General features: G+C 54.1%; 17 protein-coding genes. 8 read left to right on the top strand and 9 right to left on the bottom strand.

All coding sequences use genetic code 11. The annotated features are described in order from the left end of the window. Nucleotides 1-25 precede the first annotated feature (25 nt). From WJM78_RS18150 to parC, 6 genes are all read left to right on the top strand, one after another. Nucleotides 26-472, top strand: a complete 447-nt coding sequence (locus tag WJM78_RS18150; protein ID WP_339010877.1) for a DUF1249 domain-containing protein — start codon at nt 26-28, stop codon at nt 470-472. A 23-nt stretch (nt 473-495) separates the two neighbouring features. Next, nucleotides 496-1,314: a 3',5'-cyclic-AMP phosphodiesterase gene (cpdA, locus tag WJM78_RS18145; RefSeq protein ID WP_339010876.1), complete on the top strand. Its 819-nt coding sequence runs from the start codon at nt 496-498 to the stop codon at nt 1,312-1,314. A gap of 13 nt (nt 1,315-1,327) precedes the next feature. Beyond that, a complete protein-coding gene (locus tag WJM78_RS18140) occupies nt 1,328-1,915 on the top strand; it encodes a YqiA/YcfP family alpha/beta fold hydrolase (protein ID WP_339010875.1) in 588 nt (195 codons plus the stop codon). Between the two features lie 34 nt (nt 1,916-1,949). After that, a complete protein-coding gene (locus WJM78_RS18135; protein ID WP_339010874.1) occupies nt 1,950-2,348 on the top strand; it encodes a GFA family protein in 399 nt (132 codons plus the stop codon). 136 nt (nt 2,349-2,484) lie between these two features. Continuing rightward, nucleotides 2,485-4,380: a DNA topoisomerase IV subunit B gene (gene parE, locus WJM78_RS18130; RefSeq protein ID WP_339010873.1), complete on the top strand. Its 1,896-nt coding sequence runs from the start codon at nt 2,485-2,487 to the stop codon at nt 4,378-4,380. An 83-nt stretch (nt 4,381-4,463) separates the two neighbouring features. After that, nucleotides 4,464-6,758 (top strand): DNA topoisomerase IV subunit A, encoded by a 2,295-nt coding sequence (gene parC / locus WJM78_RS18125; protein ID WP_339010872.1) that lies wholly within the window; start codon nt 4,464-4,466, stop codon nt 6,756-6,758. Nucleotides 6,759-6,833: 75 nt separating this feature from the next. Here parC and WJM78_RS18120 read toward each other — a convergent pair whose 3' ends face one another. Together WJM78_RS18120 and WJM78_RS18115 are read right to left on the bottom strand one after the other, a co-directional pair. After that, nucleotides 6,834-7,754, bottom strand: a complete 921-nt coding sequence (locus tag WJM78_RS18120; RefSeq protein ID WP_339010871.1) for a DUF4435 domain-containing protein — start codon at nt 7,752-7,754, stop codon at nt 6,834-6,836. After that, nucleotides 7,751-9,079, bottom strand: a complete 1,329-nt coding sequence (locus tag WJM78_RS18115) for an AAA family ATPase (protein WP_339010870.1) — start codon at nt 9,077-9,079, stop codon at nt 7,751-7,753. The genes WJM78_RS18120 and WJM78_RS18115 overlap by 4 nt, the downstream gene beginning before the upstream one ends. Before the next feature lie 331 nt (nt 9,080-9,410). On the opposite strand from WJM78_RS18115, the gene WJM78_RS18110 reads away from it, so the two are divergent. Continuing rightward, on the top strand, nt 9,411-10,361 hold the full coding sequence (locus tag WJM78_RS18110) for a transposase (RefSeq protein WP_339010869.1): 951 nt from the start codon (nt 9,411-9,413) through the stop codon (nt 10,359-10,361). A 366-nt stretch (nt 10,362-10,727) separates the two neighbouring features. Here the strand turns inward: WJM78_RS18110 and WJM78_RS18105 are convergent, their stop codons facing one another. Further along, a complete protein-coding gene (locus WJM78_RS18105) occupies nt 10,728-11,636 on the bottom strand; it encodes a LysR family transcriptional regulator (RefSeq protein ID WP_339010868.1) in 909 nt (302 codons plus the stop codon). A gap of 87 nt (nt 11,637-11,723) precedes the next feature. Here WJM78_RS18105 and WJM78_RS18100 point away from each other — a divergent pair, with 87 nt between their 5' ends. Next, on the top strand, nt 11,724-12,980 hold the full coding sequence (locus WJM78_RS18100; protein ID WP_422388422.1) for an MFS transporter: 1,257 nt from the start codon (nt 11,724-11,726) through the stop codon (nt 12,978-12,980). Nucleotides 12,981-13,075: 95 nt separating this feature from the next. On the opposite strand, the gene atcC is transcribed toward WJM78_RS18100, so the two are convergent. The 6 genes from atcC to WJM78_RS18070 all read right to left on the bottom strand — a co-directional run bounded on the left by atcC (nt 13,076) and on the right by WJM78_RS18070 (nt 17,055). Then, nucleotides 13,076-13,981, bottom strand: a complete 906-nt coding sequence (atcC, locus tag WJM78_RS18095) for a cold adaptation protein AtcC (RefSeq protein ID WP_108536814.1) — start codon at nt 13,979-13,981, stop codon at nt 13,076-13,078. Nucleotides 13,982-13,992: 11 nt separating this feature from the next. Continuing rightward, nucleotides 13,993-14,754, bottom strand: coding sequence for a cold adaptation protein AtcB (gene atcB / locus WJM78_RS18090; protein WP_339010866.1), 762 nt, complete (start codon nt 14,752-14,754; stop codon nt 13,993-13,995). A 13-nt stretch (nt 14,755-14,767) separates the two neighbouring features. Further along, a complete protein-coding gene (gene atcA / locus WJM78_RS18085; RefSeq protein ID WP_275931227.1) occupies nt 14,768-15,307 on the bottom strand; it encodes a cold adaptation protein AtcA in 540 nt (179 codons plus the stop codon). A 26-nt stretch (nt 15,308-15,333) separates the two neighbouring features. After that, nucleotides 15,334-15,618 (bottom strand): J domain-containing protein, encoded by a 285-nt coding sequence (locus WJM78_RS18080; RefSeq protein ID WP_033135738.1) that lies wholly within the window; start codon nt 15,616-15,618, stop codon nt 15,334-15,336. A 278-nt stretch (nt 15,619-15,896) separates the two neighbouring features. Continuing rightward, nucleotides 15,897-16,373, bottom strand: a complete 477-nt coding sequence (locus WJM78_RS18075; protein WP_339010865.1) for a DoxX family protein — start codon at nt 16,371-16,373, stop codon at nt 15,897-15,899. Nucleotides 16,374-16,530: 157 nt separating this feature from the next. Next, nucleotides 16,531-17,055 carry a protein disulfide oxidoreductase gene (locus WJM78_RS18070; RefSeq protein ID WP_339010864.1) on the bottom strand — a complete coding sequence of 175 codons (525 nt, stop codon included), beginning with the start codon at nt 17,053-17,055 and terminating at the stop codon, nt 16,531-16,533. Nucleotides 17,056-17,057: the final 2 nt, after the last annotated feature.

Below are 17,057 nucleotides of genomic sequence, written 5' to 3'. Positions count from 1 at the left end.
GGGTGTTGATTGATGGAGCTGTGAGATGCCGTTAGTCCAGAGCCCGATGAAACGCTATGTACCTGACTTAATGTCCCTGCAGCGTACCTGCGAGGTGAACTACATGGCCTTGATGAAACTGTTGCCACCCGGTGGCACAGTCGGGGCCGAACGCCGCTATCAGGTGGGCAATGGCCTGCAGTTCCAGCTCACCGTCAGCGAGGAGAGCCGCTTCACCAGTCAGGTGATCCTGGCCCAGCACAACCCGGAGTTGCCGAGCTACTTGCAGGCTCGCATCGAGATTCGTTTGTATCATGACGTGCGGATGGCGGAAGTGTGTGCGGCGCAACAGATTTCGAGGTTGCAACCACGTTATGATTATCCCAATAAAAAAATGCACCAGCGGGATGAAAAGGAGCAGGTAAATCTGTTCCTGGCCGATTGGCTAAGATTTTGTCTCAGACATGGTGCCAGCCAGATAAATATCCTCTAGTTGAACTTATAAGAAGCGTGATTTTGGAAACAGAGCTACCCCAGGCGCAGGACGGCAGTGTGCGCCTGTTACAAATTACCGACACCCACCTCTTCGCGAGTGCCGAGGGGCGGCTATTGGCTATACGCACCGCAGAGAGCCTGGCTGCCGTGCTGGAGCGGGTGCAGGCCAATGATCATCCGTTTGATCTGATCCTGGCGACCGGTGATCTGTCGCAGGATCACAGTCCGGAATCCTACCAGCGCTTTGCCAGCATGATGGCAAAGCTGGCGCGCCCCATCTACTGGCTGCCCGGCAACCATGACGACGGCCCCCTGATGACCGAATACCTGCATGCGGCCGGGATCAGCGAGGCCAAGCAGCTGGTGGGGGATTACTGGCAGGTGATACTGCTGGATACCCAGGTACGCGGCAAACCTCACGGCGTACTCGGCGATCATCAGCTGGCGGCGCTCGACCAGGCCCTGCGCCAGCACCCCGAGCGTCATGTCCTGATAGCCTTGCACCATCAGGCCGTGCCTGTGGGTTGCGCCTGGCTGGATCAGCACAATCTCAAGAACGCCGACGATCTGTTCGCCGTGCTGGCTCGTCATCCCCAGCAGAAAACCATCTTGTTTGGCCATGTCCATCAGGAATTTGACGAGATGCATCGCGGAGTGCGGCTGATTGCCAGCCCCTCCACCTGCATTCAGTTCAAGCCGCTCAGCGATGGCTTTGCGCTGGACGAATCAGGTCCGGGCTGGCGCTATCTCACCCTGCATCCGGATGGCCGGGTAGCGAGCCAGGTGTGGCGTCTGCCGGTGGGGCAGTTTGTGCCCGACCCCGATGCCACCGGTTATTGAGGAAGCCGCGTCCATGACCTCCGTTTTGCTTTATCTGCACGGTTTCAACTCTTCCCCCGGCTCTGCCAAGGCGCAGCAGATGGCTGCCTGGGTGGCGCAATACAGACCCGACATCGAGCTCATTATTCCGGCCCAGCCCAATACGCCGGCGGCGGCTTGGGCCGCCATAGCGCAGACCGTTGAAGAGGCCATCGCCCGCCACGGTGACCGCCTCAAGCTTGGTGCCGTGGGCAGCTCCCTCGGCGGCTTTATGGCCACCCGGGTGAGCGAGTTGTATGGCTGTCGCGCGGCCCTGATCAACCCGGCGGTGCGCCCTCACGAGTTGTTGTGCGACTACCTGGGCCCTCAGACCAATCCCTATACCGATGAGCAGTACGAGCTGCTGCCGGCACATATGGGCGAGCTGCGGGCGTTGGCAGTGCCGGTGACGGCCCCCGAGCGGCTCTGGATCCTGCAACAGCAGGAGGATGAGGTGCTCGACTATCGCAAGGCGCTGGATGAATACCGCTTTGCCCGCCTGTCGCTGGAGTGCGGTGGCAACCACGCTTTTGTCGCGTTTGAACGCTACCCCGCCCAGATCGTTCGCTTTCTGGGGTTGTAGCAAAGGCACCTTATACACAAGGCAAGAAGGTGACATGATCAAGCTCATCGGCAACACAGTGATTGAGGAAAAGCACAAGGCCAGCTGTCACTGCGGGGCCGTGGTGCTGGCGCTTACCCTGCCGGATGGCGTGGTGGATCCGCGCCGCTGCGACTGCTCTCTCTGCCGACGACGCGGTGCCATCGTGGCCTCGGTGCCGCTCTCAGGGATCCAGATCTTGCAGGGGGAGGCGGCGCTGCGCTGCTACCAGTTCAACACCCGTACCGCGAAACACTACTTCTGCAGCATCTGCGGCATCTATACCCATCATCAACGTCGATCCAACCCGGCCGAGTATGGCTACAACCTCGCCTGCCTTGAGGGGGTCAACCCGTTTGAGCTGGATGAGGCGCCGCTGCGCGACGGGATCAACCATCCCGCGGATCGTGAATAAGAAGATATGGGCCGACCCGAGAGTCGGCCGTTGAGTCAAGCTTGGCCCTTCAGATCAAGCTTTCGGCGCGGGGAGTTTGTTCTGCCCCCGCGTAGCAGTTAAGATTCTCCCCAAACGTCAATTCGCAAGGCCCTCCATGTCCACTCAATACAATGCGGATGCCATTGAGGTCCTCAATGGCCTTGAACCGGTGCGTCGTCGCCCCGGCATGTATACCGACACCACCCGGCCCAATCACCTCGGCCAGGAGGTCATCGACAACAGCGTCGACGAAGCGCTAGCGGGCCACGCCCGTACCCTGGAGGTGACCCTGTATGAAGACCAGTCCCTCGAGGTGATCGATGACGGCCGCGGCATGCCGGTCGACATTCACCCGGAGGAGGGGGTATCCGGCGTGGAGCTGATCCTCTGCAAGCTGCACGCGGGGGGCAAGTTCTCCAACAAGAACTACCAGTTCTCCGGCGGTCTGCACGGGGTGGGTATTTCGGTGGTGAACGCCCTCTCCGATCGGGTCGAGGTGACGGTGCGTCGCGACGGCCAGGTCTATGACATCGCCTTCGAGCGCGGCGACAAGGTGCAGGAGCTGACCATTACCGGTACCTGTGGCCGCCGCAACACCGGCACCCGGGTGCGCTTCTGGCCGCAGGCGAGCTATTTCGACTCGCCCCGCTTCTCGGTTACCAAGCTGGAGCACCTGCTCAAGGCCAAGGCCGTGCTCTGCCCCGGCCTCACCATCAAGTTCCTCGACAAGAACACCGGCATCAAGCTGGAGTGGTGCTACGAAGATGGCCTCAAGGATTATCTGGTCGATGCGGTCAAGCAGTTCACCTGCCTGCCGGAGCAGCCCTTCGTCGGCGCCTTCAGCACCGAACAGTCCGCCGTGGACTGGGCACTCTGCTGGTTGCCGGAAGGGGGCGAGTGCCTCGCCGAATCCTATGTGAACCTGATCCCGACGCCCCAGGGCGGTACTCACGTCAATGGCCTGCGTCAGGGGCTGCTCGACGCCATGCGCGAGTTCTGCGAGTTCCGCAACCTGTTGCCGCGCGGGGTCAAGCTGACCCCGGAAGATATCTGGGATCGCTGCGCCTACATCCTCTCCATCAAGATGCAGGATCCCCAGTTCGCCGGTCAGACCAAGGAGCGGCTGTCATCGCGCCAGAGCTCGGCCTTCGTGTCGGGGGTGGTGAAGGATGCCTTCAGCCTGTTCCTCAACAGCAACACCGAGCTGGCGGAGCAGATCGCCGAGATCTGTATCAGTAGCGCCCAGCGCCGGCTGCGCGCCGCCAAGACGGTGGTGCGCAAGAAGATAACCCAGGGCCCGGCGCTGCCCGGCAAGCTCACCGACTGCAACTGCGCTGACCCCATGCAGGGAGAATTGTTCCTGGTGGAGGGTGACTCCGCGGGCGGCAGCGCCAAGCAGGCGCGGGATCGCGAATTTCAGGCCATCATGCCGCTGCGCGGCAAGATCCTGAACACCTGGGAAGTGGAGGCCGGTCAGGTGCTCGCCTCCCAAGAGGTGCACGATATCTCGGTGGCCATCGGCCTGGATCCCGACTCCGAGGATCTCAGCGGCCTGCGCTACGGCAAGGTGTGCATCCTCGCGGATGCGGACTCGGACGGTCTGCATATCGCCACCCTGCTCTGCGCCCTGTTCGTGAGGCACTTCCGCACCCTGGTCAACAAGGGCCACGTCTATGTGGCTATGCCGCCGCTCTACCGGATCGACATCGGCAAGGAGGTGTTCTACGCCCTCGACGAGGACGAGAAGAACGGCGTGCTGCAGCGGGTCGAGGCCGAGAAGAAGAAAGGCAAGGTGATGGTGACCCGATTCAAGGGGCTGGGTGAGATGAACCCGAAACAGCTGCGGGAAACCACCATGGATCCCAACACCCGCCGTCTGGTGCAGCTCACCATGGGCGAGATGGAGGAGGGGGACGAGACCCTGCAACTGATGGACATGCTGCTGGCCAAGAAACGCTCCGGCGATCGTCGTGAGTGGCTGGAAGAGAAGGGTAATCTCGCCATCATCTAAGCCGTCGGCTGGCCCTGTGCGGGCCAGCAAGCATTTAGCCGGAGTCGCCCTGTGGCGGCTCCCGAACCGAAAGAGAAAATCACATGAGTGATGCTATCGAGCTCAGTCTGGACGGGGTAGAGCGCCAGCCAATGCGCACCTTTACCGAACAGGCTTACTTGAACTACTCCATGTACGTCATCATGGATCGGGCCTTGCCGCATATCGGCGATGGTCTCAAACCGGTGCAGCGGCGCATCATCTACGCCATGAGCGAGCTGGGGCTCTCTGCCCTCTCCAAGCACAAGAAATCCGCCCGTACCGTGGGTGACGTGCTGGGTAAATACCACCCCCACGGCGACAGCGCCTGTTATGAAGCCATGGTGCTGATGGCCCAGCCCTTCTCTTACCGTTACCCGCTGGTGGACGGTCAGGGCAACTGGGGGGCGCCGGACGATCCCAAATCCTTCGCCGCCATGCGTTATACCGAGGCGCGGTTGTCGCGCTTCTCCGAGCTGCTGCTCTCCGAATTGGGCCAAGGAACTGTGGAGTGGACGCCGAACTTCGACGGCACCATGAAAGAACCCGTGGTGCTGCCCGCCCGCCTGCCGCACATACTGCTCAACGGCATTACCGGCATCGCCGTGGGCATGGCGACCGACATTCCGCCCCACAACGCGCGGGAAGTGGCCTACGCCTGTGCCGAGCTGCTCGATAACCCCGATGCCGGGCTGGATGCGCTGATGGCGCACATTCAGGGGCCGGACTACCCGACCAGCGCCGAGATCATCACCCCGCGCGATGACATCCGCAAAATCTACGAGACCGGCAAGGGCTCCATCAAGCAGCGAGCAGTGTGGAACGAGGAGGATGGTGACATCGTCATCACGGCGCTGCCCCATCAGGCTTCCGGCGCCAAGATCATGGAGCAGATCGCCGCCCAGATGGTGGCCAAGAAGCTGCCCATGGTCACCGACCTGCGCGATGAATCGGACCACGAGAACCCGACCCGTCTGGTGATCGTGCCCCGCTCCAACCGGGTGGATGTGGAGGGGCTGATGGCCCACCTGTTCGCCACCACGGATCTGGAGAAGAACTACCGGGTCAACCTCAACATCCTCGGCCTCGACAACCGGCCGCAGGTGAAGACCCTCAAGATGATCCTCTCCGAGTGGATCATCTTCCGCCGCGAGACGGTGCGTCGTCGCTTGCAGTATCGCCTCGACAAGGTGCTGGCTCGCCTGCACATCCTCGAAGGCTTGCTGGTGGCCTACCTCAATATCGACGAGGTGATTGAGATCATCCGTACCGAGGATGAGCCGGGCAAGGTGATGGTGGAGCGCTTCAATATCAGCGAAACCCAAGCCGAGGCTATCCTCGAGATCAAACTGCGCCATCTGGCCAAGCTCGAAGAGTTCAAGCTGCGCGCCGAGCAGGATGAACTGGCGATAGAACGGGACAAGCTGCAACTGATCCTGGGCTCGGAGCGCCGCCTCAATACCCTGCTCAAGAAAGAGCTGCTGGCGGATGCCGAGAAGTACGGCGACGATCGCCGCACCCCGCTGGTGGAGCGCGCCAGCGCGGTAGCCCTGACTGAAAAAGAGCTGACCCCGAGCGAGCCGGTCACCGTCATCCTCTCCGATAAAGGTTGGGTGCGGGCCGCCAAGGGCCACGACGTCGATGTGGCGGGGCTCTCCTACAAGGCGGGGGATAACTATCTGGCCCATGCCTGTGGCCGCAGTAACCAGCAGGCTGTGTTCCTCTCCACCCTGGGGCGCACCTATGCACTGGAAGCCCACACACTGCCATCTGCCCGCAGTCAGGGCGAGCCGCTCACCGGCCGCTTTGCGTTGGGGGCGGGGGAAGAGGTGCGCCATCTGGTGATGGGCAATGAAGGCGAGCCGTATCTGATCGCGAGCGATGCCGGTTACGGCTTTGTCTGCACCTATGACGACCTCATCGGCAAGAACAAGAACGGCAAGGCGCTGCTCACAGTGCCGGAAGGGGGTCAGGTGATGGCACCCCAGAAGATTGGCTCGCCAGAGACCGATCTCTGCATGGCCATCTCCAACGAGGGGCGCATGCTGTTGTTCCCGCTCAACACCCTGCCGGTACTTGGCAAGGGCAAGGGCAACAAGCTGATCAGCATTCCGTCGGCACGGGTCAAGGCGCGGGAAGAGTTTATGGTGATGGCCGCCATTATCCCGCAGGGGCAATATGTCACCCTGTTTGCTGGCAAGCGCAAGCTGACTCTCAAACCTGCCGATCTCGACTACTACCGCGGCGAGCGCGGCCGCCGCGGCGCCAAGTTGCCCCGCGGTTTACAGCGAGTAGATCGTATCGAGATAGAACCCGCCGCCGGTGCCGAGCCGGTCGCGGAGGAAAATCAGGAAGGGTAATTAATAAAAGGGAACGGTTAATCGTTCCCTTTTTTATCGTGTTCAAGTAATTACTAAGTATAATACGCCATTGATCTATGATTTCATTTTACCAATTTCAAATTTTATATAATCAAGGTTGGCGTTATTTAAGTTGCTTTTAACGGTTTTAATTACGTGTTCAATATTAATTTTTATTGCTGGCTTATAAAGACATTTTTGATGTTCACCTACCTCACAGTAGGGGCATGATGATAAGTCACTCCCGCAATAAGCATGTATACCTGAAATTAAATTCTGGACTGAGGATAGAAAATATCTTAGGTGCCACTTTCCTTTACAGTAACTCTTCATGCTTATAATGCCATTAGGAGCTATATTCATAGAGGATGCAAATATATCTAAGTCAGTCCTTTTGTTCTTCAGGGCTTCCTTCATATTAGGGTCGTTTAACATTTGTTCATAACCATCTGAAAAACCTACTAGCCCCTGATATCCATCTATGACAGAATTCTTCAATGCTTCTAAAGCTATGTAATAGAAATCTGTGAACTGTTCATTTATCAAATCCAGTAATTTTTGTGACAGCTTTATATTTAGTTGTTCATGTGAGGCAGCAGTTAATAGTTTAACCGTGTCAATAATAGAGCTTTCACTTACAAATTCACTCTCAAATGAGTAGGAATCTAGGTATAATATTCCATCTCGAGCAAGTAGTTCGCCTCTAAAATATTTGGTGTCTCTATCTACAATACCTTTAAAAAATGAATATGCCTTATGTCCTGTCGGATAGATTGAGTTTATTTCAGTTATTTGCCTTTCTATTTCCTTGCAACCTGGAGAACAATCTTTAAAATATTCTATGGGCTTTATATTAAAATGCTCATCGATGCCGTTAATTAACTCACAATAAATCCCTAGGTCATCTTTACCTTCAACAATTACTAACGGCTTTTTATTCATGACGGCATTAGTGATTGCTGAGGATAATGAAATCTTCATATTCTCAGTGCTCATCTAACCGTTACCTCTAATTCTGCCAAATTATCAATGGATTTAACAATTATGGGGCTGTGAGATGCAACAATTATTTGACTATTGGGGAGTAGCTCTTCCAATGTCGGTAATAGGGCCTCTTGCCATTTACTATTCAATGATATTTCAGGCTCATCAATTATTATAAAATCTCTTTGTCGCCCCTGATCGAGTAGGAGGGTAAAAAGTGTTAATATATGTCGTTCACCACTTGATAGCTCATTAATAGAGTGCTCTCCCCCCTTAACTTTTACCATAATCTGATTTTTCGTGAAATCTAATTGTTTATCATCACCGGTGAAGTAGTTAAAACGTTCAATAACAGTATTAACTGCAGATAACTCCTGCTCACTATCTTTTAATTGACTGGACATTTTAACTAGCAATTTTACTAGCAATGGATTGCTCTTTAGGTTCTTTATATCATCTTCTGACTTTATTTTTTTTAGTTTATCAACAATAGTGTCTTTAAAACTGTTTTCTAAATTATCATCAAGAGCTTCTATTATAAGTTCTCTATTCTTAAAAATAAGCGCAGAATATATGTTGTATTCTTCATCGTTGCTATTTTTTATATCCTGTTCAGTTATTGCTAATGCCAAGGTGTCAAACAATGCTGTTTGCACCTGTCTTGCCGCATTCCTTCGTGCATTCCTGTATCTGCTTAATAAAGTTTCCTCGACATTGTTCATGTTTATTTCTTTCAAAAAGATATGATCTTCATCGAACTCAATTGACTTGGTTGTCGAATATGAAGAGTTAGTTCTATTGCGCAAGGAATAAGCCAGTTCAGCACAAAACTCATGCATTTCAAAGTTACTTCTGAAAGCTTCCCTGATTTTAATATTTTTTGAAATGAGCATCATTAATACTTTGGGGCTTACATTTAGCCGTTGGGATTGGCTACCCCTGTCAACACCAAGAAAAAGAGATTTACTTTTATATAATTCAGAGTTTATATACTCATTCCAGCTATAGTTTTGCTCTTGCAACAATTCTTTTTTAATTGACTCAATCCCATGTGACATTACTCTCCGGGTCTCTTCAAATATATGTTCAACCTTTTGGATTAATATTTTTTTAATGATGCCATCGATATTATACTCTATGGCAACTGAGTTAACTTCCTCAGATAACAATACAGCTTCATTTCTTGTGAATATTGCATTTAATATTTTTAGGAAAGTAGTCTTCCCTGAACCATTGTTACCATAAATAATAGAACTTTGATGATCTGAAAAAATAACTTCAACGCTTCTTGCTATTGTTTTAAAACCATCAATCTTAACTTTTTTTAATTTTATCATTGTTACCTCGTAGCATATCGAAGAATAAAAAAGAATGGCCGTCAGAAATTATTACAAATTTAATGAACAGTGTACATTAAGATGTGGCCGGTATGAAGCCCTGATGTTGCGAAGTGTAAATCAGTTATGTCCAACTGACTGAGAGAAAATTGGAGGACTAAATTTATAATGTCTAGCCATCTCTTAGTCGTATACGGTGTTGACCATCATAAGCAGTAGCCAGAACTAGGACACCAGCCAGAACTAGGACAGCCAGAACTAGGACACCCACCTTTTTGACAGCGGCGTAATCCTGTACTTGGCTTGAGGAGTTACTGTCGAGGGATGCGCCATGACCATTGCCCGTTCACGTCAAATCAGTTTGCAGGATACGCCTTACTACCACGTGGTCAGTCGCTGTGTGCGGCGGGCTTTCTTGTGTGGTGAAGACATCCATTCTGGTCAGAGCTACGAACATCGGCGCCAGTGGGTGGTCGACAAGCTGGGCCAGCTGTCGAGGCTGTTTGCCATCGGTATCTGCGCCTATGCAGTGATGAGCAACCATTACCACCTGGTGCTCAAGGTTGAGCCCGATACTGCCGCCAACTGGAGTGAACGGGAGGTGGCCGAGCGTTGGGCTGCATTGTTCCAATGGCCACTGTTGGTGCGGCGCTGGTATCAGGGGGAATCCCTGATTGAACCTGAGATTGCAGTGGTTAAACAACTGATAGGGCAGTGGCGCGAGCGGCTTTACTCCATCAGCTGGTTTGTGCGGCTGCTCAATGAAACTCTGGCTCGCCAGGCCAATCTGGAAGATGGCTGCAAGGGCCATTTCTGGGAAGGGCGCTTTAAAAGTCAGGCGCTGCTCACCGAATCAGCTTTGCTGGCTTGCATGACTTATGTAGATCTCAATCCGGTGCGGGCGGCCCTTGCCGATCGACCAGAGCAGAGTGACTACACAAGTATCAAACAACGCCTTGATAACGCGCCCCTATCTGAAGCCTTACCCCCGCTATTGCTACCGTTTACCGATAAGGAGAAGTCCGGCTGCTTGCCCTATGCCTTCACCGATTATCTGATGCTGGTCGATTGGACAGGGCGAGCAATCAGGGCAGACAAGCGCGGCTACATCCCGGTTCATCTTACTCCCATTATGGAACGACTAGGACTTGATAAAACCGTCTGGCTTCGACAGGTGACTTTGTTCCGGCGGCAGGGCATCAGAGCGGTAGGTGATCATCAGCATCGCAAACAGTTTGCCCTGCATTGTGGTCAGCTGCGTTGTTACCAGCCTAGCGACTAGACAGCCTGCTGTTCCTCACCTTCACCACGTCCCCGCTTGTCATAGCGCCGCTGAGCCTGTTTTTTACTCGTACTTCCTAAACAGGAGGCAGAGTAGAGATATTGTTGCTGCAGCCACGTCTATGAAGTGTCGAGTAATTGACCTCGTGATGGCCTGTCCAAAAGGTGGGTGTCCTAGTTGTCGCCCGACCACGGCCTGAGGTTGGCATTGATTTGTTCCCTCTCCCTTTGGGAGAGGGCTAGGGTGAGGGGGCCGTAGATCCGACTAGCGGAGCGTAATCAGACGTTCTCGAACGATAAAAACTGGGGCGTACCTTTTGATATCTTGAAAGGTCAGCCTGTTCTGTTGAGACTTTACTGGTTTTAGCTACTGATAATTCATAATATTTTGCCGTACGAACTCAATAAATACGCGCGTTTTTGCCGGTAGATATTGACGGTTTGCATAAACAGCAAACAACTGCAATGGGGCGGCGGGTAACTCAAGTTCAATTTCAATCAAGCTGCCATCATCAATAAACTCTTGGCAAGCGACTTTGGCAAGAATGGCAAATCCTACACCGGCTATTGCTGCTTTTAACGCCAGTTCGCCACTGTTGACCCGGTAGTGTTCATTCACCTGTATGGTGGAAAATTCACTGTTTGTGCGAGTAAATTGCCAAGGCATCCCTTTCAGGGCGCTCACCGTAGTGATACAGGGGAGATCTTTTAGTTGTGACGTGTGGTTGGGAAGACCCCACTTCTGGATCAATGAGGGGGAGCCAACAACAGTGCAGGGAATGGTGGTCAGATGGTTGGCTATGTAATCGCAATCATCCATCTTGCCTCTGTGAATGATGATTGCCATGTCCAAATCCTCTCTTAATGATTCAAGTCCGGACAGGTTGGTAATACAGCTGATTTTTATCTCGGGATGTTGACAGGCAAAGTCAGCGATGGCTGTACCGAGCAGTTTTGGCCCGGCTTCATTGGGGATGCAGATGCGTAATGGCCCTTTCAGCTGAATCTGCTGTGATGTCAGTTCAGCCTCGGTTTGCTCCAGTGACTCCAGTAATGGCTTTACTCGGGTATAGAGCAGTTGCCCTGCCTGTGTGAGCTTCATATGGCGGGTAGTGCGTTCAATCAGTTGAAGGTCCAAGGCTTCTTCCAATTGAGAGATACTGCGGCTCACATTTGACGTGGGTATTTGAAGGGTTTTAGATGCCCCGACAAAACTGCTATTTTCAACCACTGCAATGAAAATTCTCAGCGCATTCAATTCCATGCCTGTACGCATTGATTATCCCTAATATGATAACAATCTGTGCCATTTTAACGGATAAAATTAAATTGTGATAGTGGATATACTGTTTACCTCTAAAGATTGAGAGTAAACACTATGATGTTAGATAAAAATAATGTGGATGATACAACTCACGTTAATAGTTCGCCTATGGATATTAACGCCGTCTGGCTAGCCGCATTGATTCAATTTGTCAGTGCTCTTGATTTCATGATGATTATGCCTCTTGGGCCGGATTTATCTCGTGCGCTAAATATAAGTTCAACCTATATAGGGTATTTAGGGAGTGGGTATGCATTGGCAGCCGCATTATCATCATTACTGTGTGCCAGATATCTCGATCGATTTGATAGAAAACATGTTGCACTGATCTCATTGTTGGGCATCGCGCTATCCACCTGGGCGTGCGCGTTAGCATGGAATATGGAAAGTTTGTTCTTTACCCGCTTGCTGGCCGGTGTGTTTGCAGGTCCGGCAACATCCATCGCTCTGGCGATCGTTGTGGATGCCACGCCACTACAGCAACGTGGTCGAGCGATGGCTATAGTGATGGGGGCTTTCTCGTTGTCAGCGATTGCCGGTGTCCCCTTGGGATTGGAGCTGGCCATGTTAAAAGGATGGAGTGCACCTTTCTATGTCGTTGGTGGTTTGGGGTTGTGTGTTTGCGTGGCGGTATATATAAGGCTGCCCGGGATGACTGCCCACTTGGGACGGAGCCAGAAGGTTTTTTCATCCATTCAAATGTTGAAACGACCTGTGGTGTGGAATGCGTTTATGGCAATTGGATTGGCAATTTTCAGTACCTTTCTTATTGTGCCAAATATTGCAGCTTATTTTCAATTCAACCTTGATGTACCGCGTGGTGATATGAGTCATTACTATCTCATGGGCGGTATTTTTAGCTTGCTTGCGATGCAGTTTGGTGGATATTTTATTGACCGTTTTGGCGCAATGAGAGTGACGGTTTTGATGGGGGTATTGACGATTGCCGTTGTTTGGGACGGCTTCTTGCGTGAACCCCGGTTGCCGACCATAGTGATTTTCACGTTATTCATGGTGGTTACGTCGACACGGACGATCACCGTTGCTGCTGTGAACAGTCAAGTGGCCGCGCCTTGGGAAAGAGCGGGATTCATGTCATTGCAGAATGTTTTCCAACATATATTCAGTGGCTTGGCTGCCGTAGTTTCTTCGATGATGTTAACTAATGTTGATGGTCACCTTGGTAACATGACTATATTGGCTTGGTTGACCATAGCGCTGACGATTATTCAACCACTCTTTCTATATCAGTTACTCACACGTTTATGGTTGGTGACCAAATCACCGAATATTTAAGTAACGGCGTGTGTAGTGGGGGGGGCTCATCGCCGGATATAACAACGCCCGGCAAGCCGGGCGTTGTGGTGCGACTGAATGGGCGGCGAAAGCCCCTAGAAGTCGTGGTAGAGCGGCCAGCCGAGCAGCGGGTGCTTGAGACCGGCGCGCATTTCGATGTTGTCGAGCTTCTCCGGCGAGGCGTTCTCTTGTTGCAGCTGCTGGTACTGGCGCACAAAGCCGAGGGTATGCAGCAGGTTGGGGATAAACCCCTTGCTGAGCTCCTGACGCAGACCGGCGATCAGCTCGCCCGGCAGCTCTGCCAGCAGCCGCTCCAGCTGGGCGGCCAGATAGTCGGTGTCGTACCACTCTTCATTGAGCTCAATCTCCCGCGCCAGTTTGCGCTTGAGATCCTGCTTCACCTTCAATTTGGCGGCGCCGCTGCCATTGCCGCAGAGGATGCGGTAGAGCAGGGCCTCGGCCAGCTTGTCCTCCATGGTGGGGTGGTCGTTCTCGCAGGCGAAGAAGTGCTGATCGATCAGGCTCATCAGGCGGGCCTTGTTATGTTCGGCCAGCGCCTTCTCGTACTCCTGCCAGCCTTGCCACTCTTCCACATCCGGCGGGCTGGAGATCTTGTCCAAGAGCCGCGCGTCCACGTCGCCATAGAGGCTGTTGCTACCGGGCTGCTTGGCGCTGACCGAGATCAGCATGGACCAACCCTTCTGGAACGGCTTGATGGGCCCCTCCGGCGCCTGCAGCAGGGCCAGTGCCCGGGCAAGGTCCCGCTGCGACAGCTCCAGCAGGCCCAGGCTCACCACACCGATGACGTCGTGGGCGGCCTGTTCCAGCAGATGCATCTTGTACTTGTTGTAGTACTTGTCGGCGAATTTGAGGCTCATCAGCATCGCCTTGCCCTTGATCTGGCCCAGCTGCTGATCGCTCAAGTGTTCGCTCTCGCGGCCAAAGCGCAGCACCTGAGAGAGAAAGGGGCCCTGATTGACATCGCGTATGACTAGTTGCATGACGGGGTTCCTCAATCCAGGAAGCTGAACATGTCGTCGACTTCGGCGTACTCGTCGGAGGCCTCGTTCTTCTCTTTGGCCTGCATCACCAGCTCGCTGGCGAACTTGCTGATGATCCCTTCCCAGCTGGAGTGCTCATTGCGCAGCAGTGCCTTGATCGATTTTTCCACCTCGGGGGTCAGCTCGCGGATCAGCATCAACAGGCTGCGCGGGTCATCCAGCGGGTAGTCGTGGGCATTTTCGCTCTGCTGGCGGTCGCTGTAGGAGAGCGCCTCTTCCAGATCTTCCTCTTCGGCGTGCAGCGGATCCTGATAGCCCTCTTCATCGTCGAAGCGCTCACCGCGATAGAACTCGATAAAGGGGATGGCGAGGTAGAAGAGACCGGCCGGATCCTCGGCGATGCACTCCAGGATCTCCGCCTGCTTGGCGTCGCTCTCCTGGGTGCGGATCAGGTAGTTGAGGAAGTCGAAGGTGTGCTGCTGCAGCTCTTCGGCGTTGTTCTTGATCGCCTCTTCCCAGTAGAGGGGCTGCTGGCAGACGATGTCGCGGATCCGCTCCGGGGTCATCAGCTCGGAGATGATCGACGGGAATGACATGTCGTGCTGGCCGTTGATCTGGGTCAGGGTGACAATATCAATCTGTTCAATGACTTCGGCCAATTGATCGTCGGACATGGTCTTGGCGATCAGCTCAAATTTTTCGCTGGCCTGCTTCGGCTCGATCACGGCCAGCTCTTTGATCTCGATGGCGGTAATTTCTATCAGACTGTGCATGCTGTGCCTCAAGTTAGAAACGTACTTCGTCGTACATGTCTTGATCGCCGTCGTCGTCACCATCACCGTTATAGTCGGCGTCAGCGTTTTCCCCGTCGTCATCGTCGTCGCTAAGCTCGTAGTCGTCATCGGCACGGCGGCCACCGCGCGGCTGCGGGCTCTCTTTTGGATGGCAGAGCTGGAACAGCACGGCGCAGGCTTCGATCAGCTGATCTTCGCTCTGGGCCCGCACCGCTTTCACCAGCGGCAGGTCGGCATTATTGAACGCCACCGACACCTTGAACTCGTCCCATGAGGGTTGTACGCCGCTGGTGAGCCATTTGTTCCACTCGGGCTTGGCCTTGGCCGGAAACTGCACCCGGCCATAGAGGGCCAGCGGCAAGTATTCCGGCATGAACTCCAGCATGCTCATGTCGGCCAGCAGCAGGGTCTTCATCTGGCTGGTGAACTGCTCCAGTGCCTTGGGCTGATCCTGATCCCGGTAGGATTCGATGTTTTCGCTGGCATCACTCATCAGCGCTTTGATGCGCGCCTGATCCCATTTTTTTTGCATAGTGGCTCTTCTTTCTTGCGTTGGCATCAGGGGTAGAACTGATCCCACATCTCCTGCATGGCAGCAGCGGGATCGGTCACGATAACGTTGTTGAAATCTTTGATAAAGGCGGCCCGCTGTTTCGGGTCTGACAGCACTTCATAGGCCTGCTTTACCTGGTGCAGCTTGATGGCTGCCAGCTCTCGCTCTTCTTCGCTCGCTCCCAACAGCTTGTCTGGGTGGTACTGGTTCGACAGCCGGCGATAGGCTTTTTTGATGTCATTTTCGTTGGCATTGGACTTGACGCCCAGCACCCGAAAGTAGTTGTTCATGGCAGATCCTGCATCACTGGCATCATCGGATTCACACTGCGGGTGCCTGATGGTGGAGCGTAAGAAACCAGGCACGGCAAAAACCCGTCATTTTAACGGAAACAGGCCAACTCCGCCATGAATAGGAGGCGATATGGCAAGCAAGTTGCTAATGCGAGTTAAGTTCCGATCGCTGCCATTTTGGCAAGAAGAGGGAGTGAGATGTGTGATGAAGGTTAAAAAACGCCCGGCAGGCCGGGCGTTGGGTCATGTGAACCGGGTGACTCCGTCAGTCGCGGTCAATGCCCCGGCGCTGCCAGCTTGCGGCCCAGCGGGCGGTCGATCCCCCAGGGGCCACAACCCTGCACCACCAGCAAGATGCACAGCAATATATAGACAGACTCGGGCAGATAGAGCAGCCAGCTATACCATTCGAGCCCGGTCACGTTGGCGGGGATCTGGTGCAGACCTATGGTCACCAGGGCAACCGTGTTGATGACCAGCAGTGCCAGCGCAGACAACCGGGTTAACAGACCGAGAGTCAGCAGCACGCCAAACAGGGTTTCACAGGTCGCAACCAAGATTGCCATCAAGGCCGGGTAGGGGAGACCTGCTGCGATCATGGTATGCAACATGGCCTCTTGGTTAGCGGGTTGAATCAATTTATTCAGGCCAGATGCAAAGAAAAACAGACCAAAGGAGATCCGGATCAGTGCCAGCGGCCAGAAATAGCGACCGCTTCGGGTCGACAGCAAACATGTGATGAGGGATTTCATTACCACTCCTGTTCTTTTATAAGCATGTGAACTTGAGCGCTGATGCGGCGGCGGGCGTTGTCCCGCTCGCTTGGGCAAAAGTCACGGCTATCTCGATAATGTTTGGCGCCCTTTTCCCAAGGGACAGGGCGCCAGCGTTGTCGCCAGTCGGGTCGATTCAGCTAAAGCGGGCCCATGCCAGGCGCATTTTGAGCCCCAGTCCCGAACTCCAGCCTGTCGTCGTGCTGACCACCTTGCCGTCCTTGACGATGAGGAAGCTGGGAGTGACGCTCACCCGCCAGCGGGCGGCGAGGTTGCCCTGTTCATCGTTATAGGTCGGAAAGGTCAGCCCCTTCCTGGTCATCCCTTGCTGCAACTGGATAGAGTTGCCAGAGCGCAGCGCGACCGTCAGCACGTTTTCACCCTCTTGCCAGAGCTGCTCCACAGTCGGGGTGGTGAAGCGGCAGACGCCGCACCAGCTGGCCCAGTAGTAGACCAGCAGCGGCTTGTCCCGGCTCATGGCCTGCAGGTCGGCGGTGGTGCCATCTTGCAGGATGAGGGTGGGCAGCGGGCCGTCTTCTGGTAGTGCCGGGCTGCGCCAGAAGTCCAGTGCCGTCGAGATGACCAGCGCCATCAGCAGCAGCCAGAGTGCCTCTTTACCCCAGCGTCGCCAGCGGGGTTGGGGGGCGATTGTCTCTGTCATGG

The organism is Aeromonas popoffii, from assembly GCF_037818705.1.
GTDB classification, from domain to species: Bacteria; Pseudomonadota; Gammaproteobacteria; order Enterobacterales; family Aeromonadaceae; genus Aeromonas; species Aeromonas popoffii.
The sequence above is the reverse complement of the archived record's forward strand: the minus strand, read 5'-3'. Positions and strand labels throughout refer to the sequence as shown.

Bases quoted from the DNA above. Each gene is read 5' to 3' on its own strand.
- parC (WP_339010872.1), top strand. From the start codon at position 4,464: ATGAGTGATGCTATCGAGCTCAGTCTGGACGGGGTAGAGCGCCAGCCA.
- WJM78_RS18075 (WP_339010865.1), bottom strand. From the start codon at position 16,373: ATGAAATCCCTCATCACATGTTTGCTGTCGACCCGAAGCGGTCGCTAT.
- WJM78_RS18105 (WP_339010868.1), bottom strand. From the start codon at position 11,636: ATGCGTACAGGCATGGAATTGAATGCGCTGAGAATTTTCATTGCAGTG.
- atcA (WP_275931227.1), bottom strand. From the start codon at position 15,307: ATGCAAAAAAAATGGGATCAGGCGCGCATCAAAGCGCTGATGAGTGAT.
- WJM78_RS18140 (WP_339010875.1), top strand. From the start codon at position 1,328: ATGACCTCCGTTTTGCTTTATCTGCACGGTTTCAACTCTTCCCCCGGC.
- atcC (WP_108536814.1), bottom strand. From the start codon at position 13,981: ATGCAACTAGTCATACGCGATGTCAATCAGGGCCCCTTTCTCTCTCAG.
- WJM78_RS18120 (WP_339010871.1), bottom strand. From the start codon at position 7,754: ATGAGCACTGAGAATATGAAGATTTCATTATCCTCAGCAATCACTAAT.
- parE (WP_339010873.1), top strand. From the start codon at position 2,485: ATGTCCACTCAATACAATGCGGATGCCATTGAGGTCCTCAATGGCCTT.
- WJM78_RS18135 (WP_339010874.1), top strand. From the start codon at position 1,950: ATGATCAAGCTCATCGGCAACACAGTGATTGAGGAAAAGCACAAGGCC.
- atcB (WP_339010866.1), bottom strand. From the start codon at position 14,754: ATGCACAGTCTGATAGAAATTACCGCCATCGAGATCAAAGAGCTGGCC.
- WJM78_RS18115 (WP_339010870.1), bottom strand. From the start codon at position 9,079: ATGATAAAATTAAAAAAAGTTAAGATTGATGGTTTTAAAACAATAGCA.
- WJM78_RS18150 (WP_339010877.1), top strand. From the start codon at position 26: ATGCCGTTAGTCCAGAGCCCGATGAAACGCTATGTACCTGACTTAATG.
- WJM78_RS18070 (WP_339010864.1), bottom strand. From the start codon at position 17,055: ATGACAGAGACAATCGCCCCCCAACCCCGCTGGCGACGCTGGGGTAAA.
- WJM78_RS18080 (WP_033135738.1), bottom strand. From the start codon at position 15,618: ATGAACAACTACTTTCGGGTGCTGGGCGTCAAGTCCAATGCCAACGAA.
- WJM78_RS18110 (WP_339010869.1), top strand. From the start codon at position 9,411: ATGACCATTGCCCGTTCACGTCAAATCAGTTTGCAGGATACGCCTTAC.